28 protein-coding genes and 1 tRNA gene are annotated in these 26,711 nt (G+C 59.4%); 22 read left to right on the plus strand and 7 right to left on the minus strand.

What is annotated here, in order from left to right; translation table 11 throughout:
- Window positions 1-91: 91 nt before the first annotated feature.
- Window positions 92-1,306: a CaiB/BaiF CoA transferase family protein gene (locus AC53L6_RS20620; RefSeq protein WP_496909204.1), complete on the minus strand. Its 1,215-nt coding sequence runs from the start codon at window positions 1,304-1,306 to the stop codon at window positions 92-94.
- Window positions 1,293-2,948, minus strand: coding sequence for a thiamine pyrophosphate-binding protein (locus AC53L6_RS20625; protein WP_496909205.1), 1,656 nt, complete (start codon window positions 2,946-2,948; stop codon window positions 1,293-1,295). Before AC53L6_RS20625 ends, AC53L6_RS20620 begins: the two co-directional genes overlap by 14 nt.
- A 130-nt stretch (window positions 2,949-3,078) precedes the next feature.
- On the opposite strand from AC53L6_RS20625, the gene AC53L6_RS20630 reads away from it, so the two are divergent.
- Together AC53L6_RS20630 and cueR are read left to right on the plus strand one after the other, a co-directional pair.
- Window positions 3,079-5,472 (plus strand): heavy metal translocating P-type ATPase, encoded by a 2,394-nt coding sequence (locus AC53L6_RS20630; protein WP_496909206.1) that lies wholly within the window; start codon window positions 3,079-3,081, stop codon window positions 5,470-5,472.
- Entirely contained in the window at window positions 5,469-5,858 is a 390-nt protein-coding gene (gene cueR / locus AC53L6_RS20635) for a Cu(I)-responsive transcriptional regulator (RefSeq protein WP_299205161.1), read from the plus strand. The genes AC53L6_RS20630 and cueR overlap by 4 nt, the downstream gene beginning before the upstream one ends.
- Before the next feature lie 74 nt (window positions 5,859-5,932).
- Here cueR and AC53L6_RS20640 read toward each other — a convergent pair whose 3' ends face one another.
- A complete protein-coding gene (locus AC53L6_RS20640) occupies window positions 5,933-6,502 on the minus strand; it encodes a GcrA family cell cycle regulator (protein ID WP_299205904.1) in 570 nt (189 codons plus the stop codon).
- A gap of 109 nt (window positions 6,503-6,611) precedes the next feature.
- On the minus strand, window positions 6,612-7,502 hold the full coding sequence (locus tag AC53L6_RS20645) for a DMT family transporter (protein ID WP_496909207.1): 891 nt from the start codon (window positions 7,500-7,502) through the stop codon (window positions 6,612-6,614).
- Window positions 7,503-7,749: 247 nt separating this feature from the next.
- On the opposite strand from AC53L6_RS20645, the gene AC53L6_RS20650 reads away from it, so the two are divergent.
- From AC53L6_RS20650 to AC53L6_RS20660, 3 genes are all read left to right on the plus strand, one after another.
- Window positions 7,750-8,922 carry an aspartate aminotransferase family protein gene (locus AC53L6_RS20650; protein WP_496909208.1) on the plus strand — a complete coding sequence of 391 codons (1,173 nt, stop codon included), beginning with the start codon at window positions 7,750-7,752 and terminating at the stop codon, window positions 8,920-8,922.
- Between the two features lie 75 nt (window positions 8,923-8,997).
- Window positions 8,998-9,903, plus strand: coding sequence for an ornithine carbamoyltransferase (gene argF, locus AC53L6_RS20655; protein ID WP_496909209.1), 906 nt, complete (start codon window positions 8,998-9,000; stop codon window positions 9,901-9,903).
- The gene (locus tag AC53L6_RS20660; RefSeq protein ID WP_496909210.1) at window positions 9,893-10,891 is read left to right on the plus strand and encodes a 2-dehydropantoate 2-reductase; all 999 of its coding nucleotides are present in this window, start codon (window positions 9,893-9,895) and stop codon (window positions 10,889-10,891) included. The genes argF and AC53L6_RS20660 overlap by 11 nt, the downstream gene beginning before the upstream one ends.
- Window positions 10,892-10,903: 12 nt before the next feature.
- Here the strand turns inward: AC53L6_RS20660 and hrpB are convergent, their stop codons facing one another.
- Complete coding sequence (gene hrpB / locus AC53L6_RS20665) at window positions 10,904-13,303, minus strand: ATP-dependent helicase HrpB (protein ID WP_496909211.1); 2,400 nt, start codon at window positions 13,301-13,303, stop codon at window positions 10,904-10,906.
- Between the two features lie 75 nt (window positions 13,304-13,378).
- Here hrpB and meaB point away from each other — a divergent pair, with 75 nt between their 5' ends.
- The 5 genes from meaB (at window position 13,379) to AC53L6_RS20690 (ending at window position 16,554) form a co-directional block, all read left to right on the plus strand.
- The gene (gene meaB, locus AC53L6_RS20670) at window positions 13,379-14,353 is read left to right on the plus strand and encodes a methylmalonyl Co-A mutase-associated GTPase MeaB (RefSeq protein ID WP_496909212.1); all 975 of its coding nucleotides are present in this window, start codon (window positions 13,379-13,381) and stop codon (window positions 14,351-14,353) included.
- On the plus strand, window positions 14,346-15,146 hold the full coding sequence (locus AC53L6_RS20675; protein ID WP_299602492.1) for an alpha/beta hydrolase: 801 nt from the start codon (window positions 14,346-14,348) through the stop codon (window positions 15,144-15,146). Before meaB ends, AC53L6_RS20675 begins: the two co-directional genes overlap by 8 nt.
- Window positions 15,147-15,260: 114 nt before the next feature.
- Entirely contained in the window at window positions 15,261-15,551 is a 291-nt protein-coding gene (rpmB, locus tag AC53L6_RS20680; RefSeq protein WP_299374978.1) for a 50S ribosomal protein L28, read from the plus strand.
- A gap of 145 nt (window positions 15,552-15,696) precedes the next feature.
- Window positions 15,697-16,065, plus strand: a complete 369-nt coding sequence (locus AC53L6_RS20685) for a hypothetical protein (RefSeq protein WP_496909213.1) — start codon at window positions 15,697-15,699, stop codon at window positions 16,063-16,065.
- A 15-nt stretch (window positions 16,066-16,080) separates the two neighbouring features.
- Window positions 16,081-16,554, plus strand: a complete 474-nt coding sequence (locus tag AC53L6_RS20690) for a copper chaperone PCu(A)C (protein ID WP_299745353.1) — start codon at window positions 16,081-16,083, stop codon at window positions 16,552-16,554.
- 97 nt (window positions 16,555-16,651) lie between these two features.
- On the opposite strand, the gene AC53L6_RS20695 is transcribed toward AC53L6_RS20690, so the two are convergent.
- Both AC53L6_RS20695 and AC53L6_RS20700 read right to left on the minus strand, forming a co-directional pair.
- Window positions 16,652-17,350: an NAD-dependent deacylase gene (locus tag AC53L6_RS20695; protein WP_496909214.1), complete on the minus strand. Its 699-nt coding sequence runs from the start codon at window positions 17,348-17,350 to the stop codon at window positions 16,652-16,654.
- 60 nt (window positions 17,351-17,410) lie between these two features.
- Window positions 17,411-18,373 carry a LysR family transcriptional regulator gene (locus tag AC53L6_RS20700; RefSeq protein ID WP_299703862.1) on the minus strand — a complete coding sequence of 321 codons (963 nt, stop codon included), beginning with the start codon at window positions 18,371-18,373 and terminating at the stop codon, window positions 17,411-17,413.
- Between the two features lie 146 nt (window positions 18,374-18,519).
- Here AC53L6_RS20700 and AC53L6_RS20705 point away from each other — a divergent pair, with 146 nt between their 5' ends.
- The 12 genes from AC53L6_RS20705 (at window position 18,520) to rplA (ending at window position 26,479) form a co-directional block, all read left to right on the plus strand.
- Entirely contained in the window at window positions 18,520-19,401 is an 882-nt protein-coding gene (locus AC53L6_RS20705) for a carbon-nitrogen hydrolase family protein (protein ID WP_496909215.1), read from the plus strand.
- Between the two features lie 81 nt (window positions 19,402-19,482).
- Window positions 19,483-19,701 carry a translation initiation factor IF-1 gene (gene infA / locus AC53L6_RS20710; RefSeq protein ID WP_005978431.1) on the plus strand — a complete coding sequence of 73 codons (219 nt, stop codon included), beginning with the start codon at window positions 19,483-19,485 and terminating at the stop codon, window positions 19,699-19,701.
- 9 nt (window positions 19,702-19,710) lie between these two features.
- Entirely contained in the window at window positions 19,711-20,280 is a 570-nt protein-coding gene (locus AC53L6_RS20715) for a Maf family protein (protein WP_299703854.1), read from the plus strand.
- Complete coding sequence (locus AC53L6_RS20720) at window positions 20,277-21,299, plus strand: ribonuclease E/G (RefSeq protein WP_496909216.1); 1,023 nt, start codon at window positions 20,277-20,279, stop codon at window positions 21,297-21,299. Before AC53L6_RS20715 ends, AC53L6_RS20720 begins: the two co-directional genes overlap by 4 nt.
- On the plus strand, window positions 21,296-21,466 hold the full coding sequence (locus AC53L6_RS20725; protein WP_299205120.1) for a DNA gyrase inhibitor YacG: 171 nt from the start codon (window positions 21,296-21,298) through the stop codon (window positions 21,464-21,466). The genes AC53L6_RS20720 and AC53L6_RS20725 overlap by 4 nt, the downstream gene beginning before the upstream one ends.
- 81 nt (window positions 21,467-21,547) lie before the next feature.
- A tRNA-Phe gene (locus AC53L6_RS20730) sits at window positions 21,548-21,622 on the plus strand.
- 491 nt (window positions 21,623-22,113) lie between these two features.
- On the plus strand, window positions 22,114-22,797 hold the full coding sequence (locus tag AC53L6_RS20735) for a hypothetical protein (RefSeq protein ID WP_496909217.1): 684 nt from the start codon (window positions 22,114-22,116) through the stop codon (window positions 22,795-22,797).
- Window positions 22,798-22,900: 103 nt separating this feature from the next.
- Window positions 22,901-23,098, plus strand: coding sequence for a preprotein translocase subunit SecE (gene secE / locus AC53L6_RS20740; protein WP_299212244.1), 198 nt, complete (start codon window positions 22,901-22,903; stop codon window positions 23,096-23,098).
- A gap of 168 nt (window positions 23,099-23,266) precedes the next feature.
- The gene (gene nusG / locus AC53L6_RS20745; RefSeq protein ID WP_039689781.1) at window positions 23,267-23,800 is read left to right on the plus strand and encodes a transcription termination/antitermination protein NusG; all 534 of its coding nucleotides are present in this window, start codon (window positions 23,267-23,269) and stop codon (window positions 23,798-23,800) included.
- 204 nt (window positions 23,801-24,004) lie between these two features.
- Window positions 24,005-25,165 carry an OmpA family protein gene (locus AC53L6_RS20750; RefSeq protein ID WP_496909218.1) on the plus strand — a complete coding sequence of 387 codons (1,161 nt, stop codon included), beginning with the start codon at window positions 24,005-24,007 and terminating at the stop codon, window positions 25,163-25,165.
- A 188-nt stretch (window positions 25,166-25,353) separates the two neighbouring features.
- Entirely contained in the window at window positions 25,354-25,779 is a 426-nt protein-coding gene (gene rplK, locus AC53L6_RS20755; protein ID WP_299212236.1) for a 50S ribosomal protein L11, read from the plus strand.
- A gap of 1 nt (window position 25,780) precedes the next feature.
- Entirely contained in the window at window positions 25,781-26,479 is a 699-nt protein-coding gene (gene rplA, locus AC53L6_RS20760) for a 50S ribosomal protein L1 (RefSeq protein ID WP_496909219.1), read from the plus strand.
- The last annotated feature ends 232 nt before the right edge of the window (window positions 26,480-26,711 follow it).

A 26,711-nucleotide genomic window follows, 5' to 3' on the forward strand; every position in this document is an offset into this window, starting at 1 on the left:
ACACGTAACCGTGAAGCAGCATGTGCGGTTCCGTGAGCAAAATGTCAGCACATCTGCGAAAATCAGGCAAAAACCGGCCAAAGCGCTTGGGCTAGTCGGTATTTTGTTGCGAATTTCGGGGCTTTAATGTTGCAAGTACGGCCTCTGTGTCCTGCCCGAACCGCGGCGGGGGGCGTCTGTAAGTCACGGGCGTGGCCGAAAACTTGAGCGGATTCGCCAAAAGACGTACGTGTCCGTCTTTCACATCACTGCTGTCGACCTGCACCACCGTACCGCGCGCCTCGGCCTGATCGGAGTTCAACGCTTCGGCGACATTGTGGATCGGTCCACCGGGGACTTTGACAGCGTGCATTTTTGCCAACAGGTCATCTTTTGTCATCCCCGCCAGGATCGGGGTGAGCGACGCGGTCAACGTTACCCGGTTTTCGATACGGCTAAGGTTTGTTGTGTAGCGCGGATCGCTGCCCAGTTCGGGTGCGCCTATGGCATCGCAGAAACGCGCAAACTGGGCGTCGTTTCCAACGGCTACCAGTACATGTCCGTCTGATGTCGCAAACGCATCGTACGGAACGATGTTCGGGTGCGCATTGCCGCGCCGTTCCGGCACTTGACCCGACACGAGGTAGTTGCATCCTTCATTGATCAGCCACGCCATCTGCGCGTCCACAAGGCTGAGGTCTATGTGCTGCCCTTCGCCGGTTTGATCCCGGTGCCGCAGTGCGGCCAGAATACCGATGGTGGCATACATGCCGCACATGACGTCGGCGATGCCGACACCGACCTTGGTTGGTGTGCCTTCTGGATCGCCGGTCAGTGACATGATCCCGCCGTAGCCCTGTGCCATCAGGTCGTAGCCGGGTTTGTCGCGGTTTGGGCCGGTTTGCCCGAACCCGGAGATCGAACAATAGACAAGTCCCGGATGGGTGCCCAGGAGGGTGTCGTGATCAAGGCCGTATTTTGCCAACCCCCCGGGCTTGTAATTCTCGATCACCACATCGGCACGCGCGGCGAGCTGGCGAACAACATCCTGACCCTCTTCGGTTGAAAGATCGACGGCCACCGATTGCTTGTTGCGGTTGGCCGACATGAAATAAGCTGACAGATCAGTAGGTTGCCCATCATGGCCGCAGGCATAGTTGGGACCCCATCCTCGTGTATCGTCACCGCCAGTCTTTGGGTTCTCGATCTTGATCACTGTGGCACCAAGGTCGCCCAACATTTGCGTCGCAGTTGGCCCGGCAAGAATACGCGACAGGTCCAGAACGAACAGGCCATCCAGCGCGCCCGGTGTATCAGATGCGGCCATCATATGCTCCCCGATCAATCACAGCGGCAATCACGGTGAAGGTATCGGCGGATTGCGCGGCGGCAAGTGCGTCTTTCAACTCGGTCCGTGACGTGACCGTATGGCCTGCGCCGCCAAAGGCGCGCCCCATCGCAGCGAAATCATGTTTGGCAAAGTCGACGCCTGCATTGGTGAGTTGTCGTTGCCGCTGTTTCAGTTCGATCAGAGCCAGAGAAGCATCGACGAAGACGACAAAGATGGTCTTGAGACCCAGTTCGGCCGCTGTCGATAGTTCCCCGGCAACCATGAGGAATCCGGCGTCGCCCGAAAAGCTGACAACTGTGCGCGCCGGATCAGCCACGTGCGCACCCATCGCAAGGGGAATTGCACAGCCCATGGTGCAGAGCGCAGAAGATTGCATGAGCCCGCGTGCCTCGTAGCATTCCCACATCTGGCTGAGCAGAATGCGATGTGCTCCGCTGTCTGCCGTAGCAAGCGCATCGCGGGGCAATTCTTCACGACACGCATCAATCACTGCTGCCGGTCCCCAATCTTCGTCACGCGGGAAGGCGTCGAACAACTTGGCTTTGGCAGCCGGGATTTCTCCATCTGTCCATGTGGCGCGTGGTGATACGCCCTCAGCCATCGCCGTCAGCGTAGCGGCGCAATCGCCGATCACGTTGGTTGTGGCTTGGTGCATGTAGTGATGGTTTGGTTCAGCTGTAATGTCCATCATGGTCTGGATGCCGGGGAAATAGAAATCACGCCAACCGGTGCGCATTTCGATCGGGTCATAGCCCAGGCCGATGATCAGATCGGCGCGCTGGACGAGTGGCAGCAGAATCTTGTCTGCCTTGGGCGACAGTCCCGCACCCCCCAAAGCCAGTGGGTGATCTTCGGGTAGCAGCCCTTTGGCTTTGTACGTGGTGATGACGGGTACGTTGTAGGTTTCAACAAACTGGCGCAGCGTGTCTGACATGCCTTGGCGCCGCGTGTCGAAACCTTGGTTCAACGCATCGACGCCAGCAATCAGAATGGGGCGTTCTGCGTTGGCCAGGGCGGCCCGCATGTCGGCAAGTGTTTGTGCCGCCGGTACAACCGGTTCGGCACACGACCTGCGTATCGGAAGCTCCGGACGTACAGGGGTGACTGCAACAGTGATTGGCACATCGATGTGAACGGGGCCGGGTCGACCCTCCAGCGCGATGCCCACGGCCTTGTCTGCAATGACGTGCGTTGCACCAGTGTTGAGAGTGAAGGTTGCCTTCGTGATCGGACGGAACACTTGCGTCTGATCCAGCACCTGGTGCGTGTAGGTCTGCGCCTCATCCGCATCAACACAACCAGCGAGCACAATCAGCGGCACGCGGTCTTGATGCGCATTGGCCACCGCATTCACGCCATTCAATGCGCCAGGACCGACCGTAGCGACTAGAATGCCCGGTGCGCCGGTGCGGTGCCATGCCCCTTCGGCCATGAAAGCCGCAGCGTTCTCGTGTTTGCACAAGATGAAGCGAATGCCGGCCCGCTCCAGAGCGTCCACGATGGTCAGGACCTCGCCGCCCGGCATACCAAAGGCGAAACGGCACCCCGCATCAAAAAGCCGCGCTGCCAGAACATCTGCGGCGCGCGGTGGTGTCGGGGGCGGGGGCAAGTCTTGCATCGCTGGTCTTTCACGTTTTTACACCGCGTCTTCCTGTCATGGTCGTTGCTGACGCACAACTCACACCTGCGCTGGGTTTGTTTCATCAGGGACTTGACCTTCCAGTCACTGGAAGCCCTATGTGCAATGCATGGCTGATCAAACATTGACCTTTCAGTTGCAGGGACTGCGCTGCGCATCTTGCGTGGGACGGGCCGAAACGGCCTTGGCGGCATTGCCGGGTGCGCATGACGTAAGGGTGAACCTTGCAGATCACAGCGCACGTGTCGCGGGGGTCGATATGGCCAACGCGGTGCAGGCATTGGATGACGCCGGCTATCCGCCTGCCGTCCAGCAGATCGTCTTGAACATCCCGTCCATGTCGTGCGCATCCTGCGTTGGGCGGATCGAGGCGGCGGCGCGTGCCGCGCCGGGTGTCATCAAGGCCGAGGCACGTTTGCCAACCCGTACCCTTGTTGTTGACATGCTCGGGTCTGACACAGACCTGCGAACCGCTTTGAAGGATGCAGGCTATCCAGCGGAGGCGTCCAACGCCAGTGCGCAAGAGGGAGACGAAACCCAGCGCATTTTCCGCCGCTTCCTGCTTGCCGCCGCGCTGACGTTGCCCGTGTTTGTTATCGAGATGGGCGGTCACATGTATCCGCCTTTGCATCACTGGGTGGCCCGCACGATCGGCACCGCCAACAGTCATCTGTTTCAACTTGTCCTGACTGCCGTCGTATTGGCAGGGCCCGGGGCGGGGTTCTTCCGTCGTGGTATTCCAAACCTTTTCAAGGCACGCCCGGACATGGATGCCTTGGTGGCACTCGGGGCAGGGGCGGCGTTCGCATTTTCAGCTTTTTCCGTCCTTGCCCCCGGCATCTTGCCACCTGCAGGCGTCTATTTCGAAGCTGCCGCAGTGATTGTCACATTGATCCTCATGGGGCGCTGGCTTGAGGCGCGCGCGAAGGGGCGCACCGGTGACGCCGTCCGGCGTTTGCTGGGTTTGCGCCCGGACACAGCCGAGCGGCTGACAGACGACGGTGTGACAGAGACTGTGCCGCTGACAGCTGTACATACCGGCGATGTGCTGCGTGTGCGTTCCGGTGGGCGGATCCCGGTGGATGGTGTCGTGGTCGATGGGTACAGCCACGTTGATGAAAGCATGTTGACGGGTGAACCTGTGCCGGTCCTCAGGCAAGAGGGCGACGTGGTCACCGGCGGGACGCTGACAACCACAGGAACCATCGCGCTGCGCGCCACGCATGTGGGCGAGGATACGGTGCTGGCTCGCATTACGGCTCTGACGCAGGAAGCACAGGCCGCGCGTTTGCCGGTTGAGGCACTGGTCAATCGGATCACGGCGCGGTTCGTGCCCGCGGTCCTTGCAGTGGCATTGGGGACATTTGTGATCTGGTGGGCTCTTGCCGGATTGGCCCCTGCCGTGGTTTCGGCCGTTTCGGTGCTGATCATTGCGTGTCCCTGCGCAATGGGCTTGGCAACGCCCATGTCCGTGATGGTGGGCACGGGGCGGGCGGCAGAGTTGGGCGTCCTGTTCCACAAGGGCGATGCGTTGCAGCGGGTGCAGGATGCGCAGGTCGTAGCCTTTGACAAGACAGGGACTTTGACCATGGGCACGCCGCGACTCCATGAAATCGCCTTGGCTAGTGCTGTGGATGAGGCGTTTGTTATGCGGATGGCTGCGGGTGTCGAAAGTCTGTCCGAACATCCAATCGCCCGCGCGATAGTTGATCATGTTGCGAAAGTTCCGACGCGTATCACCGACTTCCAGGCGACTCTGGGGGCAGGAGCATCCGCATCTGTCGAAGGGCACAACGTGGTTGTTGGCAATCTGGATATGCTGTTGCAGGCCAACGTAACGACGGATGCACCGTTGAGCGAGACCGCTGCAGGCTGGGCTGCGACGGGTGCAACCGTTGTGCATGTGTCCATTGATGAGCGGCACATGGCGTCATTGGCCATCCGCGATACGATAAGGAGCGGTGCGGCAGACGCCATTGCCGCTTTGAAAGCGCAGGGCAGGTCGGTGGCCATGATATCTGGTGACGCGGTTGCCGCAGCAAAACACACTGCCGCAGCATTGCAGATCGATACTGTCATCGCCGGTGTGAAACCGGATCAAAAGGTTGATGCGATCCGCCAACTGCGCGCCAACAAAGGCGCCGTTGCCTTTGTCGGAGATGGCATCAACGATGCCCCGGCTCTTGCCGCTGCCGACGTTGGGCTGGCCGTAAATGGGGCCACTGACGCCGCCATCGAAGCGGCGGATGTTGTGCTCATGTCGCCGCAACCAGCGGCCGTCCTGCGTGCCATGCGAATCAGCCGTGCCACGCTACGCAACATCTGGCAGAATCTGGGTTGGGCTTTCGTCTACAACACAGCCCTGATCCCGGTGGCCGCAGGCATTCTTGTGCCCTTTGGTGGTCCGCAACTTTCGCCTGCTTTGGCAGCCCTGGCCATGGCGCTGTCGTCCGTTTTTGTCGTTACGAATGCATTGCGCTTGCGCACGGAGGGAGCCGCATGAATATCTCGGACGCTGCAGAGATCACGTCACTGCCACCCAAAACAATTCGTTATTACGAAGAGATAGGGTTGATCACGCCGGGGCGCAGCGCGAACGGCTACCGCAGCTTTACAGACATGCACATCCATCAACTGACGTTTTTGGCGCGTGCCCGCGCGCTTGGTTTTTCGGTCGAGGATTGCCGCTCTCTTCTTGCGTTGTGGGAGGATCGTGATCGAGCCAGCGCTGATGTGCGCAATATTGCTGAGACACACCTCGGTGCCATTGAGGCCAAAATCGCTGACCTGTCAGCCATGCGCGATACGCTGCGTCACCTCGTCAACACCTGTGCAGGTGACAATCGACCCGATTGCCCGATTTTGAACAGCTTGTCTTCTTCTAACTAAAAATACGATGGGGGAGGATGCAGGCCGGGGGCAAGCCTCCTTGAACATGGCGCCGCCGTCAGCCGACCGCAGGATCAGCGGCGGCGATCCCGGCGCGACGACATCGGTTGGAAGGCCACGCCCACATGTGCTTCGCAGTAGGGTTTGCCTTGTTGCACCGGTAGGCCACAAAACCAGAAGTTATCCGTCGCTGGATCGCCCACGGGCCACTTGCAGGTCCGTTCGGTCAGTTCCATGAGGCTGATCTTCTTGGCTTTCTTTTCGACCTCGTTGACCTTTGCCAGAGCTTCCGGGCTGATCTCGTTGGCCGAGGGCTGCGGGGGCAGGGGCTGGCCTGCCGGAATGATCTGCTTGCGAGCGGGCAGGGTTGTCTTTGTCTCGGACACAGGTTTGACGGCCGGTTCCGTCTTGGGCTGCACCTTAGGCTCGGCCTTGGCCTTGGGTGCCGGTTTCGGTTTGGCTTCAGCCTTTGCCGTGCTGGCACTGCCACCGCCACCAGCGCGGTTCGACAGGCCGAGGCGATGCACCTTGCCGATCACCGCATTGCGGGTGACGCCACCAAGCTCCTTGGCAATCTGGCTGGCCGATTGGCCTTCGCCCCACATTTTTTTCAGCAGTTCAACGCGTTCGTCGGTCCAGGACATCAGCAGGCTTTCCGATTTAAAAAGCGGCCTCACGTGGGGCCGCCTTGTGTCTCATTTCAGTGTCAGCGCCCTATAGTAGTCACACAGCCCAAAGTTACAAGACGTGACCTTAGGCTTTGGGTGGGGCACGCAACCCTTCCCGCCAGGCCAGAAGCAGTGCGCCCGCGATGATAACACCAGCGCCAAGGATCGTGATTGCATCGGGGATCACGCGATAGAAGATGATGTCGTATCCCGCGGCGAAGATCAGGGTGGCATAGCTGAACGGCGCGACAAAGCTGGCATCGGCCCTTGCCATGGCGTTTACAAAGCATGCTTGTGCTGCAGCCATGGCACATCCGACCCCAGCCATGAGTATCCACTGGCTCAGGGAGAGGGATTGCCAAACAAAAGATACGGCCACCCCGGCAATGCAAAGTCCAAGCGCGTTGTTGACCAGTAGAATCGAAAACGGCCCCTCGCGAGCGGTCAGTTTCTTGATAAAGCTCAACTCAAGTCCCAGCGCCATGGCAGCCCCGAGGGCCAGGAGTGCGGCGGGCTGAAAGCTCTCCGGCGTCGGACGCAACAGGATCATTGCCCCGACAAAGGCAATCAGGGCGGCCAGCCAACGCCACTTACCCACCCGCTCGCCCAGCAATGGGATGGCCAAAATCATACCGAAGACCGGGTTTAGAAACGAAATTGCGGTGGCATCTGCCAAGGGAATGTACGCAACGGACGCGAACATCAGGGTAACACCTGCCCAACCACTTGCTGTGCGGGCCAAATGGAAGCCGAGATGGGGGCGCTGCAATTCTGGCCGTAGGATCATCGCGGCCGTGCCGAGGACCAAAAAAGCAAAAAGAAACCTGCCAAAGCTGATCTGGAACGGATGCAACGGCGCGCCAAACTGACCTGTCCCCAGTGCCTTTGCGAACAAGGTCGAGGCTGCGATGAAGGCGCAAGCTACGACTATCAGCAGCGCGGCAAAAACGGGGTTCTCGGCCTTCGGCTTGTACATATCGCGTCCCTGCGCCCACGCCACCCCAAGTGCAAGCGCATTTTTGCTGGCAAATACGCTGCAACTGGCCTAGACGGACTCCATGATCAATTTCGCACACCTCCGACGAGCCTTGCGACGCAGCTGACTGCTGCGCCTGATCTTGATGTGCCGTGATGGCACGCTTTCCTCAAATCTGTTGACCCTGCCTCATGCCTCATGCACCAACGTGCTTTGATGTATTGGCCTTCCAAAAAGGATGATCCGCATGATCACGTCCGTTCTGCCGACCTACAACCGTGCTCCTTTGACGTTCGTCAAAGGCGAAGGCACTTGGCTGATTGAGGCAGATGGCCGACGTTTTCTTGATCTTGGGGCTGGCATTGCCGTGAATGCATTGGGTCACGCTCATCCCGCTCTGACGCAGGCCTTGACCGAGCAGGCTGGCACGCTGTGGCACACGTCCAACCTGTATCACATCCCACAACAGCAGGCGCTGGCAGACAAGTTGGTGGACGCAACCTTTGCCGACACCGTTTTCTTCACCAATTCGGGAACCGAGGCGTGCGAACTGGCCGTCAAGATGGCGCGCAAATACTGGTATGACAAAGGGCATCCCGAAAAGGTGGACATCATCACATTCTCGGGCAGCTTTCATGGCCGATCCTCTGCAGGCATCGCGGCTGCCGGGTCTGAGAAGATGACAAAAGGTTTTGGTCCTCTGTTGCCTGGTTTCACGCATCTGGCCTTTGGTGATCACGATGCCATTGCGCCAGCCATCACCGAAGCGACCGCCGCCATCATGGTCGAACCCGTGCAGGGCGAGGGCGGCATCATCCCCATACCGGATCAATGTCTTAAAGGGCTGCGCGACCTGTGTGACGAAAAGGATATCCTTTTGATCCTCGACGAGGTGCAGTGCGGTGTTGGGCGTACCGGTAAACTCTTTGCCCATGAATGGGCCGGGATTGAGCCTGACATCATGATGGTGGCCAAGGGCATCGGTGGTGGTTTCCCGCTTGGGGCCGTACTTGCCACGGAAGACGCGGCCAGCGGAATGACAGCTGGCACACATGGATCGACCTACGGTGGAAACCCACTGGGTTGCGCCGTGGGGTGCGCGGTTTTGGATATCGTCGCGGATCCGAAGTTTTTGGACGATGTGAATCGCAAGGCGGGTCTTCTGCGCCAAAAGCTCGAAGGCTTGGTCGCTGCGCATCCCGATGTGTTCGAGCTGGTGCGTGGATCAGGGCTCATGCTCGGCATCAAGTGCAAGGTTCCGTGCGGGGATGTCGTTGCTGCCGGCTATGACGAAGAGGTCATTACGGTGCCCGCAGCAGACAACACCATTCGTCTTCTGCCGCCCTTGACCATATCGGATGAGGAACTCGCCACTGCTGTCGAACGCCTTGATGCAGCAGCGCTAAAGGTCGCGGCCTGATCTTTCCTTAATTGAATAAACCACGTGGGTTGGGTGCCTTTGGCTCTCAGCCCCTTCGATCCAAGAGACATCGACATGACCCATTTCCTGGACATCCACACCACCAGCCAAGCAGATCTTCGGCACATCATCGACAATGCCCAAGCCATGAAAACGGCGCGTGCCGGGCGCCCCAAAGGCACCCATGACGACGATCAGCCATTGGCGGGCCATATGGTGGCCCTGATTTTTGAAAAACCCTCGACCCGGACGCGCGTGTCCTTTGACGTCGGCGTGCGCCAGATGGGTGGGCAGACCATGGTGCTGTCCGGCAGTGACATGCAGCTTGGCCACGGAGAGACCATTGCCGACACTGCGCGCGTGCTGAGCCGCTATGTGGACTTGATCATGATCCGTACCTTTGAAGAGGCGACGCTGCTTGAAATGGCGGAGTATGCCAGCGTTCCCGTGATCAATGGGCTGACCAATCGCACCCATCCTTGCCAGATCATGGCCGATGTCATGACCTTCGAAGAACATCGCGGTCCAATCAAGGGCAAGAAGGTTGTGTGGTCTGGCGATGGCAACAACGTCTTTGCCAGCTTTGCCCACGCGGCCAAGCAATTCGAGTTTGATCTGACGTTTACCGGACCAGATCCCTTGGATCCGGAACGCGCGTTGGATGGCCTTTATACGATCGAGCGCGATCCTCATGCGGCGGTAAAAGATGCCGATCTCGTCGTAACTGATACATGGGTCAGCATGCACGATCCACAATCCGCACGCGAGCGGCGTCACAACCAGCTGCGTGGTTACCAGGTCAACGCGGACCTTATGGCACAGGCCAAACCAGATAGTCTTTTCATGCACTGCTTGCCGGCCCACCGTGATGACGAGGCCACGTCCGAAGTGATGGACGGCCCGCATTCGGTCATTTTTGACGAGGCTGAGAACCGTCTGCATGCCCAAAAGGCGATCATGCGCTGGTGTCTTGGGGTCTGATCTGATGGCGGGCGCACGCATAGCAGTCGCGGGCGCAGGCAGTATTGGCTGCTATGTGGGCGGTTTGCTGGCCGCAGCAGGGCATGACGTTTGTTTTCTGGCACGGCCACGTATCGCGCAAGCCTGTGCGCAGCGTGGCCTGCGTATGACGGACTATGCTGGGAATGATGTGCACCTGCCAAAGCCGCAGATGGTCGAAACGCCCGAAACTGCATTCGTCGGTGCGGATGTGATCCTTGTTTGCACAAAGTCAGGCGATACAGCCGCCATGGCGCGAGACATCGCAGCACATGCGCCGTCGGCACAGATTGTCAGTTTGCAGAATGGGATCGACAATGCCTCTACCATACGCGCCGAAGTGCCGGGCGCCGATGTCCGGGCTGCGATGGTCCCATTCAATGTCGTGCCGGAAAGCGCTGCGCACTACCACCGCGCGACTTCTGGCGACATTCTGATCGAAGCCGGGCCATTGCCCGATTTTGATACGCCAACCCTTGCGTGGCAGCAGGTCGACAACATCGAAGCGGTGCAATGGGGCAAGTTGTTGATCAATCTGGGCAATGCCGTCAACGCGCTGTCCGACTTGCCGCTGTTGACACAGCTGCAGGACCGGGCGTGGCGGCGTCTCATGGCGGATCAAATGGCCGAAGCACTGCGCATATTGTCTGCTGCAGGGATCAAGCCTGCCAAGACAACTGCTGCTCCACCCGGCTTGATCCCGCATATCCTGCGTCTGCCCACACCTCTATTTCGTCGGATCGCAGCCCAGATGCTGACCATCGACGCACAGGCCCGGTCATCCATGTGGGATGATTTGAAACAGGGGCGTCGCACCGAAATCGATGCTTTGCAGGGTGCCATCATTGCGCTTGCTGAACGATATGGCCGGCAAGCGCCGTTGAATGCACGCATGCGCGCACTGATCCGTGAGGCGGAAGCTGCTGGAAAGGGCCCGCCCGGGTTAACCCCAGCCGATATTCGGCCGTAGCTACGGCAGGGCTCAGCGTCTTGGCTTTGCCCTAAGCGTGGGGTCTGCTTGCGTTGGGTCCTCGGGCCAGGGGTGTTTCGGATATTGCCCGCGCATGTCCTTGCGTACATCGGCATAGGAATTGGCCCAGAAGCCGGGCAGGTCCGACGTAACCTGTACGGGGCGTTGGGCAGGGGACAGCAGGGTGACTTGTAGTGGCACGGTGCCCACCACCGGGTGTCGGGTGACGCCAAACATTTCCTGCAGACGCACAGAGATGCCCGGCACGTCTTCATCATAGTCGATGGGAATGCGCCGACCAAGGGGTGTTTCAAAATGCCCCGGCACCGCGCGATCAAGTTTTTCCAGCATGTCCCAGCCCAGATGCGCCTGCAACGCGGGCAAGATGTCGAAGGCTTTCCAGTCCGACGTTGTGCGGATCCCCGCCAGGTGAGGGAGCAACCATGTGTCGAGGGAGCCGAGTAGTGTACCTTCGCTCAGATCGGGAAATTCGTTCCCCATCAGACGCGCGCGCGCCATCAGCCGTTTTGCCCCTTTGGACGGTCGCAGACCCATCTGCCGAATACCGTCGATCATCGCCATCGCCACCGCCTCATCTGGCGCTGCGTGCCATGGTTGGTCTTCGAGGATCAGCGCACCAAACTGACGGTGCGTGCGGGCTTGAACTGCCCCATCCCGTTTGGACCACAAGCAGATGTCTTTCCATTGGATTTGGTCGGCAAAAAGGTCTTCCAACTCTGACATCGTCAAAGCTGTTGCTTGCCTGATCCGCGCTTCGCGTGGGTTACCGTCGAGGTCCGTCGCTACGATAAGCCGCTGCCCTGCAAGGGCATCGCCTTCGGGCATGACGGCGCCTTTGCCGCCGGACAGGACATAGCGTGGTGCGTCACCAGAACGCCGCAGCCCGATGCGGTCGGGATACGCAAGACTGGCCATTCCCGCCGCTGTAAGCAGTGCGGCATTCTGCTGCTTCGCGGCCAGTTTCCTTGTCTCATCCTTGATCCGGGCTATTGCCCCGCGATGGACACTGTTACCAAAGTCACCGGGGTTCCTAAGCGCGCGCAGCCTGAGCTCCAGATCAACACCTCTTCCCCGTAGGGGATCACGATCGCTCAGCAAAGCGGCCAGCGGTGCAGCCTGTTTGCCAGCCGTCACCAGCATATGGGCCAGCCTTGGGTGCAACGGTTGCCGGGCAAGCTCCCTCCCATGATCGGTGATCCGGTTTTGAGCGTCGAGGGCACCAAGCATTTGCAACACCGCGCGCGCTTCGGCCAGACGTCCTTCGTGGGGTGGCGTGACAAACCGCAGGTCATTCTCACCTCCGCCCCAGATGGCAAGTTCAAGCGCAAAGCTGGCCAGATCGCCTGCGCTGATTTCAGGGGGTGGGAACGCGGCAAGCGCGCCGTCCTCGCCCTTTGTCCAAAGTTTGTATGCGACGCCGGGGGCGACGCGGCCCGCACGGCCCGCACGTTGCGTGGCTTCAGCGCGGGTCACCTTTTCTGTGATCAGGCGCGACATGCCCGATGACGGATCGAATTGCGCGCGACGGGCACGGCCACCATCAACGACGATGCGGATGTCCGGAATGGTAAGCGAGGTTTCTGCAATTGCTGTGGCCAGCACGATCTTCCGTTGATCAGACGGGGAAATGGCGGCGCGCTGTGCTTTGAAGTCCATGGCACCAAAAAGCGGCTGCACATTGGGCAGATCGGACAGGAACGCTGCGGTACGCCTGATTTCTCCTTCTCCCGGCAGAAAAGCAAGCAGGCCGCCTGGCTCGTTTGAATAGGCCGTGCGGATCAGGTCCGCCATCGCGCTTTCGAAGCGGGTCGTTTTCGCAAGCGGGCGGTCCAGCCAATGCGCCGCGACATCGTAGTTCTTGCCCTCGGATGTCAGGATCGGAGCCTGCATCACGTCGGCCACCGGTGCAGCATCCAGCGTGGCAGACATGGCCAGCAGGATCAGGTCGTCCCGTAAGGCCTCGGCCACCTCCAAACACAGGGCAAGACCCAGATCGGCGTTCAAGGACCGTTCATGGAATTCATCAAAGATCACCGCGCCCACGCCCGGCAGGTCCGGGGCGTCTTGCAGCATCCTTGTCAGGATTCCTTCGGTCACGACTTCGATGCGGGTAGATGAACCAACAGTGCTGTCCCCGCGGATGCGATACCCGACAGTTTGCCCTGTTCGTTCGCCAAGTGTTGTTGCCATTCGGTCTGCGGCCGTGCGCGCGGCCAGTCGACGGGGTTCCAGCATGAGAATGCGCCCGTCGGTCAACCCGGCATCAAGTATGGCCAACGGCACCCGCGTGGTTTTGCCCGCACCCGGCGGCGCCTGAAGGACAGCGCGCCCGTACTGGCGCAATGCGTCCATCAGATCAGGCAGAATGTCATCGATAGGCAAGCGGGTCATACGTCGCCTTATGGCGCAACCGTCATGGGTCGCCAACTCTGGACATTTTTAACATGCCCACGCAGAAACGCGCGTATGGATACAAAGGATCTTGCTGAACGGATTGCAGCCGGCGAGCGGCGGGCGCTGGCACGCGGTATCACACTGGTTGAAAGCGGGCGGGCCGATCATCGGGTGCAGGCGGCCGAGGTATTGGCTGCATTGCCACGAGATCGGCAGTCGCTGCGGATTGGATTGTCCGGCACACCGGGCGTCGGCAAATCAACCTTTATCGAGGCGTTCGGAATGACGCTTGTACAGGCTGGGTTGCGCGTCGCGGTTCTTGCCGTTGATCCGTCCTCTGCCCGGTCCGGCGGTTCGATCCTGGGCGACAAGACACGTATGGATCGGTTGAGCCGCGAACCGGCTGCTTTCATTCGCCCGTCGCCGAGCCAGACTCATCTGGGCGGCGTGGCCCGACGGACGCGCGAGGCGGTCGCCTTGTGCGAAGGCGCCGGGTTCGACGTGGTGCTGATTGAAACGGTTGGTGTCGGGCAGTCCGAAACGGTTGTGGCGCAGATGTCCGATCTGTTTCTGTTGCTGCTGGCTCCGGCGGGCGGGGATGAGCTGCAGGGGGTCAAGCGCGGGATCATGGAGATGGCCGACATGATCCTGATCAACAAGGCGGATGGTGATCTGAAACCCGCCGCGACGCGCACCTGTGCCGACTATACCGGCGCTTTGCGTTTGTTGCGCAAGCGTCCCCAGGACCCGGACGGATTTCCCAAGGCGATGATGGTGTCGGCGATGACCGGAGAAGGTCTGGACGCCGCGTGGACCGACATGCAGGCGCTGATGGACTGGCGAAAGCAAGCGGGTTTCTTTGCTGCAACCCGTGCTGCGCAAGCGCGTTACTGGTTCGAAGACGATGTGCGCGCAGGCCTGCTCGCACGGTTGGACAGACCAACGGCGCGGGCCGCGCTTGGCAAACTGGCGGCCGAGGTTGAGGCGGGAACGCGCAGTCCTTCGGCGGCCGCACAGATGTTCCTGACAGAACATCTGGATGGCTGACCCCAAACGCGTCTTCGATGGCGATCTGCTGCGCGCCGACCTCTTCAATCCGTCGGGGCGGCGCCTGTTCGTCAGTTTCCGTCAACGCATAGCAGTTGATGGGGCATTCAGCCGCCCTAACCCGGTACGTAGTTTCATCGCGCAAGACCACGCGCATCTGCACATTCAGTCGCGGTTCAACGACTGGTTTGTCAATGACGAGACCGAAGCGCTTGAACACTGTTTGGCAGACGCCCTGCGCGGGTATGGTCGACGGGTGGCGATGGGGTTTTCAATGGGGGGTTACGCAGCGTTGCGGCTGTCGCGTTGTCTTGATCTGCGCCACGTGATGCTTGTGTCACCGCAGGTGTCGATCCACCCGGATGTGGTGCCGTTCGACAAGCGTTTTCGTGGGTCGTCCGGCGGCTTCCACTTTGCGCAAGGGGACTTGGGCATACATGGGCGGCGTCAATTGGCCGGGACAGTGATCGTGGATCCGTTCCGCGCGCTGGACATGCGCAATGCCCACATGATTCAAACCCTGTTCCCACGGATCGGGCTGGCGCGGACGGCGTGTTCTGGTCATCCGGCCAGTCGTGTGTTGCGCGAAGCGGGGCAGTTTCCGGCCTTGCAGCGCATGTTGTTTGACCCACCCGTCTCATCTGGCGCAGTGACTGTGCTGCACCGGAACGCCCGCCGTCATTCTGCCATTTACTGGAAAAAACTCGCTGAGCTTGCTACGCTGCGCAAGCGTGCTGACCTTGCAAGGGTTGCTATGTCGCGCGCGACTGCTCTTGGCAGGTCTAGGGGTTGACGAATCTTGGTTGAGCGCATACCAGCCGCTGACCAAGTTTCAGGCGCTGCCATTGCGGCGCCCTTTTGATATTTGCGAGGGCGCGTCCCTTGCCGGACGAAAGAGGACAAGCCGATGTCGCGCGTATGCGAACTGACCGGAAAAGGCCCGATGACTGGCAACAATGTCAGCCACGCCAACAACAAAACACGTCGGCGCTTCTTGCCGAACCTGAATGACGTAACCCTTCAGTCCGAGACACTGGGCCGTGGTGTAAAATTGCGCATCTCGGCTGCGGCACTTCGGTCGGTTGATCACCGCGGTGGTCTGGACGCGTACCTTGCCAAAGCCAAGGACGTTGAACTGTCGGACCGTGCCCTGAAAGTCAAAAAAGAGATCGCGAAGGCGCAAGCCGCCGCCGCCTGATTTCAAAGCTTTTCAGCTTGTGACCCCGCTTTCGCAAGAAGGCGGGGTTTTCTTGTTTTGTGACGCCTGCTTGGGGTCGCGGACGCTTGTGAGCGGTGATTGTGCCGCAGTTGTGATGTGAACCGAGTCTCTCTAAGTGTGCGACATGTACCGCGCGTTTGTGTCCATAGTCCTGAGCCTCGTGCTGTTGGCGACAAGCTACAATGCCGCGGTGGCACGTGGTGCGCCGCAAGCTGTCGATCAAATGGTGATCTGCTCAGGGACTACGGTGGCCGTCGTCTTTATCGATACGGATGGACAGCCAACGACAGCTCCGCATCTGTGCCCCGACTGCGCGTTACACCTGTTTGCGGCTGTAGCGCCTTTCGAAGCCATTCCAAAGTGGCTGGACAACGCGACGATGCTTCGAGCCACGCCGCTGGTTGAGCAGCAGTCCGTTACGTGCCAACTGCGAGCGTCTGCGCGGGCCCCTCCTGTCGATCTGATCCGGACTTTCCAATCAGAGACCACTTAATTTCAGGAGGACACCATGTCCCTTCGTACTACTCTTGCCGCAGGTATCGCGGCCACACTTCTTTCTGTGCCTGCATTTGCTGACGGCATCATGGTCATGGACCCGTATGCCCGCGCGGCAAGCCCAGCTGCAAAGTCGGGCGCTGCCTTCATGATGATCCGCAATGATACAGGGCAAGACGACACTCTGATCTCGGCCAGCACAGACGCCGCAGCACGGGTTGAATTGCACACGCATATCGAGGTGAGCGACGGCGTGATGCAGATGACGGAAATCGAGGGCGGCATTCCACTGCCCGCCGGCGGCACACACCACATGATGCGGGGCGGTGACCATGTCATGCTCATGGGGCTGACCGGCCCGCTGGAGCAGGACGCGACCATCGAAGTTACCTTGACGTTCGAAAAAGCGGGCGAGGTTGCCGTGACCATACCCGTCGACAATGCGCGCAAGCCCGAAGCCGGTGCGCACGGCAGCCACTCGCACTGAAGGCTTGCGGATCAAGATCCGCCTTACATCTGCCCCGCCTGTTTGAAACCCGGATGGGACATCGCTGGAAACGTCGTAAGGCGGATCTTGATCCGCCTTACCCGGCCAGAACCTCGGCCACCCAGTTCGGCACTGTTTCTGATGCTTTGCCTGCGCGAACGTCGTCGAACAGACCTACATTCTCGCCCGGTTCCAGGTTCATCTCGATCGTTTCTGCGCCGACATGTCGGGCCATCTGCACAAACCCGGCCGCTGGATACACGTTGCCCGATGTGCCGATAGCGACAAACACGTCGGCGTTTGCCAACGCAACTTCGATCCGTTCCATGTGATAGGGTATTTCGCCAAACCAAACGATATCCGGTCGGGCCGTTGGTCCTGTGCAGTTGGGGCAATCCTGTTCGACTGACATCGCAAGCGGTGCGGGCCAGCGATGCTCACATGTGGCGCACAGGGCAGAATTCAATGCACCGTGCATGTGGATCACGTCCACGCTGCCACCTTTTTCGTGCAGATCGTCGACGTTCTGCGTCACCAAAGTGACGGAACCCGCATGCTCGGCTTGCAGCCGCGCCAGGGCCATGTGTGCCGCATTCGGGTTGGCGTCCGCTGCTTGAGCACGGCGCGCGTTGTAGAAATCAACAACAAGCTGCGGATTGCGCGCAAAGCCCTCGGGAGTGGCAACATCCTCGATCCGGTGCTGTGCCCATAGCCCACCTTCATCCCGAAACGTCCCAAGACCGCTTTCGGCTGAAATCCCGGCGCCAGTCAGGATCACGATGGAAGGGGCAGACATTGTATATCTCCTTGGTGTTTTGCGCTGATGTGGACCGATCCAAGCAAGAAGTGCAAGCGATCAACCATCAAGCAAACGCAACTCACCCGCGAGCCATGGCAACTGTATCAGGGCGGGGTCCATCATGTGCGTTTTGATCAGACGCCGCATTGTGTTGGCCACATCGGTCGGTACTTCGCCCGCCCAATCCGCGCTCGCATACAGCGATATCGTGCGTGAGAAGGGCTTGAATGGCAGCGGGAACGCATCAACCTGATCATGAAATCGCCCGGCTCGCATGTAGCCCAGCGGCGTCGTAACCGACCACCCGATGCGTCGTGCCACCATTGCCATCAAGGCCAAGTGGCTGCCGATCTCGAAGCGGTCCGCGAAATCCAGCTTTTGACGCGCCAGGTGCGCTTCAATCTGGCGCGAAATCAATTGTTGGCGCTCGTAACGCAGAAATGGCAGGTCGGGCAGGATGGACATGGGATCGCCATCGCGGACCACACCGCGTGGGGCAACCAGAATGAATGGATCTCGGGCCAAGGGATATTCAAGAACGCCATCGCGCATCGTGCCATCACTGGCCGAAATGGCAATGTGAAGGCTCTTGTCGGCAATGGCTTGCAGGATTTCGTGGCTGGGGGCCGTGGCAAGCGTGAATTTGCAGCGCGTCAGGCTGTCAGCCAGGATCGTCACCAACCGCGGGGTCAGGTCGTTCTCGAAGTCATCGATGACCCCAATGGACAGGGCCGACAAATGGGCCAGGTCCATTACCGTCAATTCGGATTGCGCAAGGCGCAGTTGCGACAACGCTGCTTCCGCCCTTGCCAGAAAGCTGGTGCCAGCAGGCGTCAACCGCATGGGACGTTTGCCGTGATCGACCAGATCAGTGGCCAATGCCGTTTCAAGGTTCCGTAATTGCTGGCTGACGGCTGGTTGGCTAAGACCGGTCACTGTCGCGGCTTGGGCAACGGAACCGGTTGCGGCGAGTGCCTCGAACACTTCAAGGCCACGCAGGGTGACGCCCTTGCTTAACATGGAATACCCTTACACAGTTTTGCATTCTTTGAATGTTTAGGCGTAGAGCGGTCAAGAAAAATCAGCTTTGATGTCGCGTTGCTTTTGGTTTTTCGAAAGAAATGCCCCGCCTTGCGTCAGGCGAGCAGAGTAAGGCACAAAAGGGTATGAAGATTGCGACAGCCTCTTACCCGCTTGATGTATTGCCCGATTGGGCGGCCTATGAGGACAAGTTGACGGCGTGGGTGTCTGAAGCGGCTGAGGCCGGCGCGGATTTGCTGGTTTTCCCCGAGTATGGCGCGATGGAGTTGGCCACGCTTGCGGGGCAGGATATCGCTGGCGATCTGGAGGCTTCGCTTTTTGCCGTGGCGGATCGCTTGCCCGACGCGGATGCGTTGCATACTCACCTTGCTGCTCAGTTCGGTGTGCATATCCTTGCCGCCTCTGGCCCTGCGCGACACGATGAAATTGCCCGCCCTGTGAACCGCGCCCGCCTGTTTGCCCCCGGCGGGGCGGTTGGCGTGCAAGACAAACAGATCATGACCCGTTTCGAGGCGGAGACATGGAACGTCGTTCCGGGCGATCCCTTGCAATTGTTTGATACGGTGCTGGGGCGGATTGGCATCCTGATATGCTACGACAGCGAGTTCCCACTTCTGGGGCGGGTCCTTGCCGATGCCGATATCATTTTGGTGCCATCCGTGACTGAAGCCTTGTCGGGCTATTCCCGCGTTCGGATCGGTGCGCAGGCGCGCGCGTTGGAAAATCAATGCGTTACCGTGATGTCGTCCGTTGTTGGGGAAGCGTCCTGGTCCGAGGCCGTCGACATCTCGACAGGGGCGGGTGGCATTTTCGGGCCACCGGATCAGGGGTTTCCCGAGACCGGAGTGATTGCAACGGGCACGCTAAACGAGCCGGGATGGGTGTATGGCGAGATTGATTTGGCCCGCGTCGCAAGTGTGCGGGCAAACGGCACGGTCTTGAACCGCAGGGACTGGGATGCACAAAGCGGTCGCGCCGATCCTGTCAAAGTCGTGACACTCGCCTGATTAGCCCTTGAATTATGGGGCGCAGAGGCGCATTTAGTGGCGCGTCCGCACATTGGCGGGCAATGCAATGAAGGAGAGACCATGGCCAAGGAAGATACGCTCGAATTTCCCGGTGTCGTGAAGGAACTCCTGCCCAATGCGACGTTTCGGGTCGAGCTTGAGAATGGCCATGAGATCATCGCACACACGGCAGGAAAAATGCGCAAGAACCGCATCCGCGTTCTGGCTGGCGACAAGGTACAGGTCGAGATGACCCCCTATGATCTGACCAAGGGTCGGATCAACTACCGCTTTAAATAAACCACTTTCGTGGCGTTTGTTCTGGGATCCGGAAGTCCGAGGCGGCTTGAGCTGCTCGGGCAACTTGGTGTCGTACCCGATGATGTACGCCCGCCCGACATCGACGAAACGCCCCGAAACGGGGAATTGCCGCGCCCCTATTGCGCGCGTATTGCCCGCGAGAAGGTGACCGCAGTGGTTGCCGCTTCCGATGATGTCGTCCTGTGTGCAGACACGACCGTTGCGCTGGGGCGTCGCATTCTGGGCAAACCTGAAGATGCAGCCGAAGCGCGCGCATTCCTGAACCAGATGTCGGGTCGTCGTCACCGGGTTATCACCGCAGTCGCGGTAAAAAAGGGTGACAGGGTCTGGGAACGCGATGTTGTCAGTACGGTGCGCATGAAAGCTCTGTCTGCAGATGAAATCACCAGCTATCTGGCGATGAACGATTGGCAGGGCAAGGCAGGGGGCTATGGCATACAAGGTCCAGCCGGTGCTTTGATCCCTTGGATCTCAGGGTCGTTTTCAGCCATTGTCGGTTTACCTCTTTCTGAGACCGCAGGGCTTTTGCAAGCCGCAGGCATGAAGGTTTGGGCATGAAGGGTCACCAGATATGTTTGGATCATCTGAACGGTCGCGAGGCGGCCGCCCTTGTCGTGGACGGGCACCTGGATGATCTGCTGATTGACTCTGATGCTCCGCGCCCGGGCACCGTTTACCGCGCGGTCACAGACAGACCTGTCAAAGGGCAGGGTGGGCTTTTCCTGAAAACCCCAGATGGCGCGGCGTATTTGCGCGGTGTCAAAGGGATCGGGCAAGGCGAGACGCTTTTGGTGCAGGTCACCGGCTATGCCGAGCCGGGCAAGGCCATCCCCGTCAGTCACAAGCTTCTGTTCAAAAGCCGCTATGCCATCGTCACCCCAGATGCTCCTGGTCTCAACCTGTCCCGCAGCATTCGGGATGATGACATTCGAGATGAGCTGATGGCGCTTGCGCATGATGGAATGGACGGAAGCCAGATGGGTCTGATCCTGAGGTCCGCGGCTGCTGGCGCAGATGCCGAAGCAGTGTCGGATGACATTGGCGCAATGCGCGATCTGGCAGAAACGATTATGGGTGATCAGGGTGCCGGTCCCGAGGTTCTGACCGAAGGTGATGGCCCCCATGTCTTGGCGTGGCGGGACTGGACCGATCCGGCAGCAGTTGTGACGGAACCGGGATGCTTCGAAGAATATGGTATCCTGGATGCGCTAGACAGTGCGAAGGCGGCGCGCGTGGGTTTGGGCGCAGATGCCAGCATGTTTGTTGAAGCGACACGGGCGCTGGTCGCCGTGGATGTGAACACCGGTGCAGACGGCTCGTTTGCCGCGGGTCTGAAGGCGAACCTCGCCTGCGCGCGCATGCTGCCGTCGGCCTTGCGGGTGCGCGGTTTGGGAGGCCAGATTATCATCGATCTGGCACCTATGCCGAAAAAGGAACGCAAGACTTTTGAAGCAGTGCTGCGTGCCGCCTTGCGCAAGGATGATGTGGATACGGTGATGGCCGGATGGACACCGCTCGGTCACTTCGAATTGCAACGCAAACGCGCGCGGTTGCCGCTGGCCGAGGTGCTGTCTTGACGTGCCCGATCTGCAGTGAAGACACGGCGCCGGAGTATCGCCCTTTTTGCTCGCGACGTTGCGCAGACATCGACTTGGCTCGATGGATGAACGGCGCCTATTCTGTTCCTTCCCAGCGTGAAGAAGAGGGCGATGTCGTGGATGACGAGGGTCCATTGCCACATTAGGCATTTGGTGTGATTTTGCTATGGACAGTGCCTGACGATACGCTTATCACGCGCCCACCCGAAGCGTCAGGCTTCACCCGTGCCCGGGTAGCTCAGGGGTAGAGCAGTGGATTGAAAATCCTCGTGTCGGTGGTTCGATTCCGCCCCCGGGCACCATATAACAAACTGACATGACTGCATTTTTTGCGTGTAACTGATCCATGTTTTGGTCAGGTTTGACGCTTTTGGCCCGCCTCCGGTTCACTACTTCCAGCGTGGCCAAGGTCTTCCGCTTCTTGTTGGCAAGGTTCTCAGACCGCGAATATGCGACCGGAGCCGTGGACGGCACTACTGGCCGGTTCGCACGCATTGAGGAAAGCAAGGCGTGTGCCCACACCAAACCCGACTCACTAAATTGCGCCCAAACTGTGGTCGTATTCTGAAAACATCCGAACTGATCACCTGAATTGCGAAACATTTGCAGGCAAGAACCGTATTTTGTCTCGGCACGGTCTCCAGTGCCTCATTTTCGCCATATTCATGACACCTACGCCACACATTCCGGCCCTAGCTTCGCCTTATCCGCCATGCGCGAATTAACAAGAACGCCCGATCTGCCCGGGCTGGTAATTAGAGCTCCGGCCGGTATCGGGGCAAGGAAGCTGTCGATGAAATACACGTTGATCCCAGGTCAGCCTCACACCGCAAGTGAGGAAGAAACGATGTCAATGATCCGTTCGGTCCTGACGGATGAGGCGGATACCTCCAAGTCTCAGCCTCGCAATATCGATGTGACGGACATGGACGCGCCTGGTTCTCAAGACGTTGCGGCCCGCGCCTTTATCGAACGTACGCCTCCGCCAGCGCCACGCCGTCGCGCAACAGACCTGCCGGAACTTGAAAAAGATACGTATGCGCAGAAACGCACCGGCCTCTTCCGTCCATTGACAAGCATGATCTCGCGTGTCCGCCGGTTTGAACCCAAAACGCGCCATCTGGCGCTGGCCAGTGCCGCATTGCTGTTTGTCGTGCGCCCACATTGGTTTGTAATCGCTGCGGTCATTGCTGTTGTGCTTCTCGTCGCGACCTTCCTGACGTTGGGTGCAGATCGGATCTGGACGTCCGTTCTGGGCTGGTTGGACCGGATCGAGATGAAAGACCATGGCCGCGCCGAAGATCTGCGCGCCAAACTCGACACGTTTGCCTATCGGTGGGACAGCGTGTTGGACGTTTTCCCCGATGGCATGGTCGACAGCCTCTACATGCCGGATTTCCAATCGCTGCAGCAGGCCGAAGCCGAACATCAACAGGTTGTGGCGGAACGCCTGAGCAGGATGGCGCAGGAAACCTGATCAGCATCCACACCTGTAGACGTGCAAGGCGGGCGCAATCCCGCCTTGAATTCGGTCTTGACTGCCGTTACATGCGATCCATCCGCAGCAAAGGACATGATCCATGGCCACAACCAACCCACTTCAATTCATCCAGCAGGTGCGCTCGGAAGTCGCGAAAGTGGTGTGGCCGACGCGGCGCGAGGTATTCCTGACCACTGTCATGGTCTTTATCCTTGCCGCGCTGACAGCCGTGTTTTTCGCCCTGGTCGATATCTTGATCCGTGGTGGGCTCGAGATGGTGTTGACGACCTTCGGGTAACGCCCAGCAGGCGCGAGCCTCTTGCACTTTGATATGGTGCAGAGTATTTCCCGATCCTGATCTGAAACAGGCGCGCGGCGATTCGAGCCCCGCGCCACTTTTTATTCAGGGCGGTGGCACGGGCTGCTGCACAAGGCGTAACAAATCGGGCGAGGGGCCAGAAACAACATGGCGAAACGGTGGTATTCGGTCAGCGTTCTTTCGAATTTCGAAAAGAAGATTGCCGAGCAAATCCGAACCTCGGTCGAGGAAAACGGTCTTGAGGATCAGATCGACGAAGTGCTGGTCCCGACCGAAGAGGTGATCGAAGTCCGTCGCGGCAAGAAAGTGACAACCGAACGCCGCTTCATGCCCGGTTATGTGCTGGTGCACATGGAAATGTCCGACCAGGGCTATCACCTGATCAACTCGATCAACCGCGTCACTGGTTTCCTTGGCCCACAGGGCCGTCCGATGCCGATGCGCGATGCCGAAGTGAACCAGATCCTGAACCGCGTTCAGGAAGGTGAGGAAGCACCGAAGCTGATGATCAGCTTCGAGGTGGGCGAAAAGGTCAAGGTCAACGATGGCCCGTTCGAGGATTTCGACGGCATGGTCGAAGAGGTCGACGAGGACAACCAGCGCCTGAAAGTGACTGTATCGATCTTTGGCCGCGAAACGCCGGTCGAACTGGAATACACGCAAGTCACCAAACAGATCTGATCGAATTTCCATTGCGAGCGAAGGGGCGTACGCATGTGCGCCCTTTTTGATTCTATGCATCGGGAATTCAGGAACCGGAAATTATCCACAGAATAATCCACAAGCCCTGTTGACGAATAAAGCGGATTATCGCCTACTGGTTGACACAGGCACACGATGTAGATGTGCGACGGAAAGCCGAGCAGCGTATCTGGGGGATATTCTATGGCATTGAAGTATTTGCGGGACAGCCTTCCGTGGCTGGTCCCATCTGCCGCAATTGTATTTGCCGCATCCGGGTTTCTTGAGCTTGGGGGCGAAGAAGACGCCGCACCTGCAAGCGAACAGACATTTTCAAACGCAGCAGCACCACAAGGTGTAACGGCTCAACAAACACCGACCGAGACCGTCGAAGAAGAGGTCGTCGCGCGTCAGGCTGGACCCGAAACCACACTGACAACGGTGGGCACATCAAACACCCGGGCTCAGCCGCTGGCCGCGGCCGCGCTGCCGCAACCCGCACCTGCACCTGCACCTGCATCGCAACGTACCGCGGCCTTGGCGACAACGTCAGCAGCCCCGTTCTTCGACACAAACACCTTTGGCGCAGCGGCGCAGCAGCAATGCCTCGAAGATCTGCGCACCATGGCTGGTCAAGCACGCGTCTATTTCCCAAGCGGTGGTCTGAATGCGGATCAGGATGGCATCGAACAAGGTCGCCTGCTCGGTCTGATCGCGCAAACCTGCCCAGATGTGCAGATCCGGGTGGAAGGGCATTCAGACCCCTCTGGGGATCCCGCGGCCAACCTGCGTCTGAGCCAGGCGCGCGCAGAGGAGGTCATCAAGCGCATTGGGGCGTCTGGCATCAATACGGCCATGTTCTTTGCCGAAGGTCTTGGTGATCGCCAGCCTTCCGGCATCGACGGGCCAGAGCCTGCGTCGTACTATGATCGCCGGGTTGAGTTCTCGATTGTCGAAGAAGTGACCCGCGTGGCCGTCGGGGCACCGGCGGCGGCACCCAAGCCCTGGGCCAATACCACTTGTGTCACGGCGCTCCAACAGGCTGTCGATACCACTATGCTGTTCTATGCGCCGCGCTCGGTGTCTCTGGGGTCCAGCGACGTCGATACCGCGATGACACTTGCCACTCTGGCGATGGAGTGCCCGCACGCGCGGCTTCGCGTGATTGGCCATCACGCGGGCGACCTGCAATCGGGTGAGAATGTGTCGACGGGTCTGCTGCGCGCCAAGGCGCTGATGGCGATGCTTGTCGGTCGCGGCGTGAAAGCCGAAGAGATCATCATCGCCGCCCCCTCACGCCCCTTGAACGATGCGGGCCTGCCGGGCAGCCGCGTGCGCTTTGACGTGATCCTCGAAGAGGGCTGATAACCCGTCCCCGCAGGGACAAAGCTTCAAAACAGGCTTGTAATTTGGACAGGAGCGCTGTAACCGGCGCTCTTGTTGCATTTGCAGCATCCCATGTGGGAGGTGCGACGGTCGCGACCGCCAAACCAGACCACATCAACATAGGCCAAGGGGCGCGTCCCGCGGCTGTTTGAAAAGGAGATTGGCACATGGCCAAGAAACTTGCCGGCACCATGAAATTGCAGGTGCCCGCCGGTCAGGCAAACCCATCCCCGCCGGTTGGTCCGGCCTTGGGTCAGCGCGGCATCAACATCATGGAATTCTGCAAGGCGTTCAACGCCAAGACCGCAGATCTGGAGCCCGGTGCGCCGTGCCCTACCGTGATCACCTACTACCAGGACAAATCCTTCGCCATGGATATCAAGACGCCCCCGGCGTCCTACTATCTGAAGAAGGCGGCCAAGGTGAAATCCGGCGCGAACAACCCGTCGCGTGAAACCGTGGGCACCGTGACAGCGGCCCAGGTCAAGGAAATCGCCGAAGCGAAAATGAAAGATCTGAACGCCAACGACATCGAAGGCGCAATGCAGATCATCCTGGGCTCCGCCCGCTCCATGGGCATCGAGGTGAAGTAAGATGGCAAAGCTTGGAAAACGCACAAACGCGGCCCGCGAAGCCTTCGCTGGCAAAGAGAACCTGACCGTCGAAGACGCGGTGGCCCTGGTTAAAGGAAATGCCAACGCCAAGTTCGACGAGACGATCGAAATCTCGATGAACCTGGGCGTCGATCCCCGTCACGCGGACCAGATGGTGCGCGGCGTAATTGGCCTGCCCAACGGAACAGGCAAAGACGTGCGCGTCGCTGTTTTTGCTCGTGGCCCCAAGGCCGAAGAAGCGCAAGCAGCCGGTGCGGACATCGTCGGCGCAGAGGACCTGATGGAAACCGTTCAAGGCGGCACCATCGACTTTGACCGCTGCATCGCAACCCCTGACATGATGCCCATCGTCGGTCGTCTGGGTAAAGTGCTGGGCCCCCGTAACCTGATGCCGAACCCCAAGGTTGGCACCGTGACCATGGACGTCGCAGACGCCGTGAAAGCGGCCAAAGGTGGCGAAGTTCAGTTCAAGGCCGAGAAGGCTGGCGTCGTGCACGCAGGTGTTGGCAAAGCGTCCTTTGACGAAGCCAAGCTGGTCGAAAACATCCGCGCTTTCGTGGGTGCCGTTGCCAAGGCCAAGCCTGCTGGCGCGAAAGGCACCTACATGAAAAAGGTGTCGCTGAGCTCGACCATGGGTCCAGGCGTGAGCGTCGATGTCGAGAACGCTGTCACCGAGTAATCGGACGACAGAAAGCATTTGAGAGGCGCGTATCCGAAAGGATGCGCGCCTTTTTTTGTGGTGTGGAGCTGATCGGGCATATCGAGCACCACGACCTCCATCAAATCTGTGGACGTTCTTGCATGATGGCCCGTGCAACAGGACTATTCTGATCTCATCTTTTGAAAGTCATTCGAAAATCCCGCAGCCAATGAGGGAAGAAGTTGTCCTTTTATCATGCAAAGTATGCCAT

It is taken from the genome of Tateyamaria sp. LSS28 (assembly GCF_059611725.1).

Coding starts and splice junctions, on each gene's coding strand:
- AC53L6_RS20620 (WP_496909204.1), bottom strand. CDS start 1,306: ATGGCCGCATCTGATACACCGGGCGCGCTGGATGGCCTGTTCGTTCTG.
- AC53L6_RS20625 (WP_496909205.1), bottom strand. CDS start 2,948: ATGCAAGACTTGCCCCCGCCCCCGACACCACCGCGCGCCGCAGATGTT.
- AC53L6_RS20630 (WP_496909206.1), top strand. CDS start 3,079: ATGGCTGATCAAACATTGACCTTTCAGTTGCAGGGACTGCGCTGCGCA.
- cueR (WP_299205161.1), top strand. CDS start 5,469: ATGAATATCTCGGACGCTGCAGAGATCACGTCACTGCCACCCAAAACA.
- AC53L6_RS20640 (WP_299205904.1), bottom strand. CDS start 6,502: ATGTCCTGGACCGACGAACGCGTTGAACTGCTGAAAAAAATGTGGGGC.
- AC53L6_RS20645 (WP_496909207.1), bottom strand. CDS start 7,502: ATGTACAAGCCGAAGGCCGAGAACCCCGTTTTTGCCGCGCTGCTGATA.
- AC53L6_RS20650 (WP_496909208.1), top strand. CDS start 7,750: ATGATCACGTCCGTTCTGCCGACCTACAACCGTGCTCCTTTGACGTTC.
- argF (WP_496909209.1), top strand. CDS start 8,998: ATGACCCATTTCCTGGACATCCACACCACCAGCCAAGCAGATCTTCGG.
- hrpB (WP_496909211.1), bottom strand. CDS start 13,303: ATGACCCGCTTGCCTATCGATGACATTCTGCCTGATCTGATGGACGCA.
- meaB (WP_496909212.1), top strand. CDS start 13,379: ATGGATACAAAGGATCTTGCTGAACGGATTGCAGCCGGCGAGCGGCGG.
- AC53L6_RS20675 (WP_299602492.1), top strand. CDS start 14,346: ATGGCTGACCCCAAACGCGTCTTCGATGGCGATCTGCTGCGCGCCGAC.
- rpmB (WP_299374978.1), top strand. CDS start 15,261: ATGTCGCGCGTATGCGAACTGACCGGAAAAGGCCCGATGACTGGCAAC.
- AC53L6_RS20685 (WP_496909213.1), top strand. CDS start 15,697: ATGTACCGCGCGTTTGTGTCCATAGTCCTGAGCCTCGTGCTGTTGGCG.
- AC53L6_RS20690 (WP_299745353.1), top strand. CDS start 16,081: ATGTCCCTTCGTACTACTCTTGCCGCAGGTATCGCGGCCACACTTCTT.
- AC53L6_RS20695 (WP_496909214.1), bottom strand. CDS start 17,350: ATGTCTGCCCCTTCCATCGTGATCCTGACTGGCGCCGGGATTTCAGCC.
- AC53L6_RS20700 (WP_299703862.1), bottom strand. CDS start 18,373: ATGTTAAGCAAGGGCGTCACCCTGCGTGGCCTTGAAGTGTTCGAGGCA.
- AC53L6_RS20705 (WP_496909215.1), top strand. CDS start 18,520: ATGAAGATTGCGACAGCCTCTTACCCGCTTGATGTATTGCCCGATTGG.
- infA (WP_005978431.1), top strand. CDS start 19,483: ATGGCCAAGGAAGATACGCTCGAATTTCCCGGTGTCGTGAAGGAACTC.
- AC53L6_RS20720 (WP_496909216.1), top strand. CDS start 20,277: ATGAAGGGTCACCAGATATGTTTGGATCATCTGAACGGTCGCGAGGCG.
- AC53L6_RS20735 (WP_496909217.1), top strand. CDS start 22,114: ATGAAATACACGTTGATCCCAGGTCAGCCTCACACCGCAAGTGAGGAA.
- secE (WP_299212244.1), top strand. CDS start 22,901: ATGGCCACAACCAACCCACTTCAATTCATCCAGCAGGTGCGCTCGGAA.
- nusG (WP_039689781.1), top strand. CDS start 23,267: ATGGCGAAACGGTGGTATTCGGTCAGCGTTCTTTCGAATTTCGAAAAG.
- AC53L6_RS20750 (WP_496909218.1), top strand. CDS start 24,005: ATGGCATTGAAGTATTTGCGGGACAGCCTTCCGTGGCTGGTCCCATCT.
- rplK (WP_299212236.1), top strand. CDS start 25,354: ATGGCCAAGAAACTTGCCGGCACCATGAAATTGCAGGTGCCCGCCGGT.
- rplA (WP_496909219.1), top strand. CDS start 25,781: ATGGCAAAGCTTGGAAAACGCACAAACGCGGCCCGCGAAGCCTTCGCT.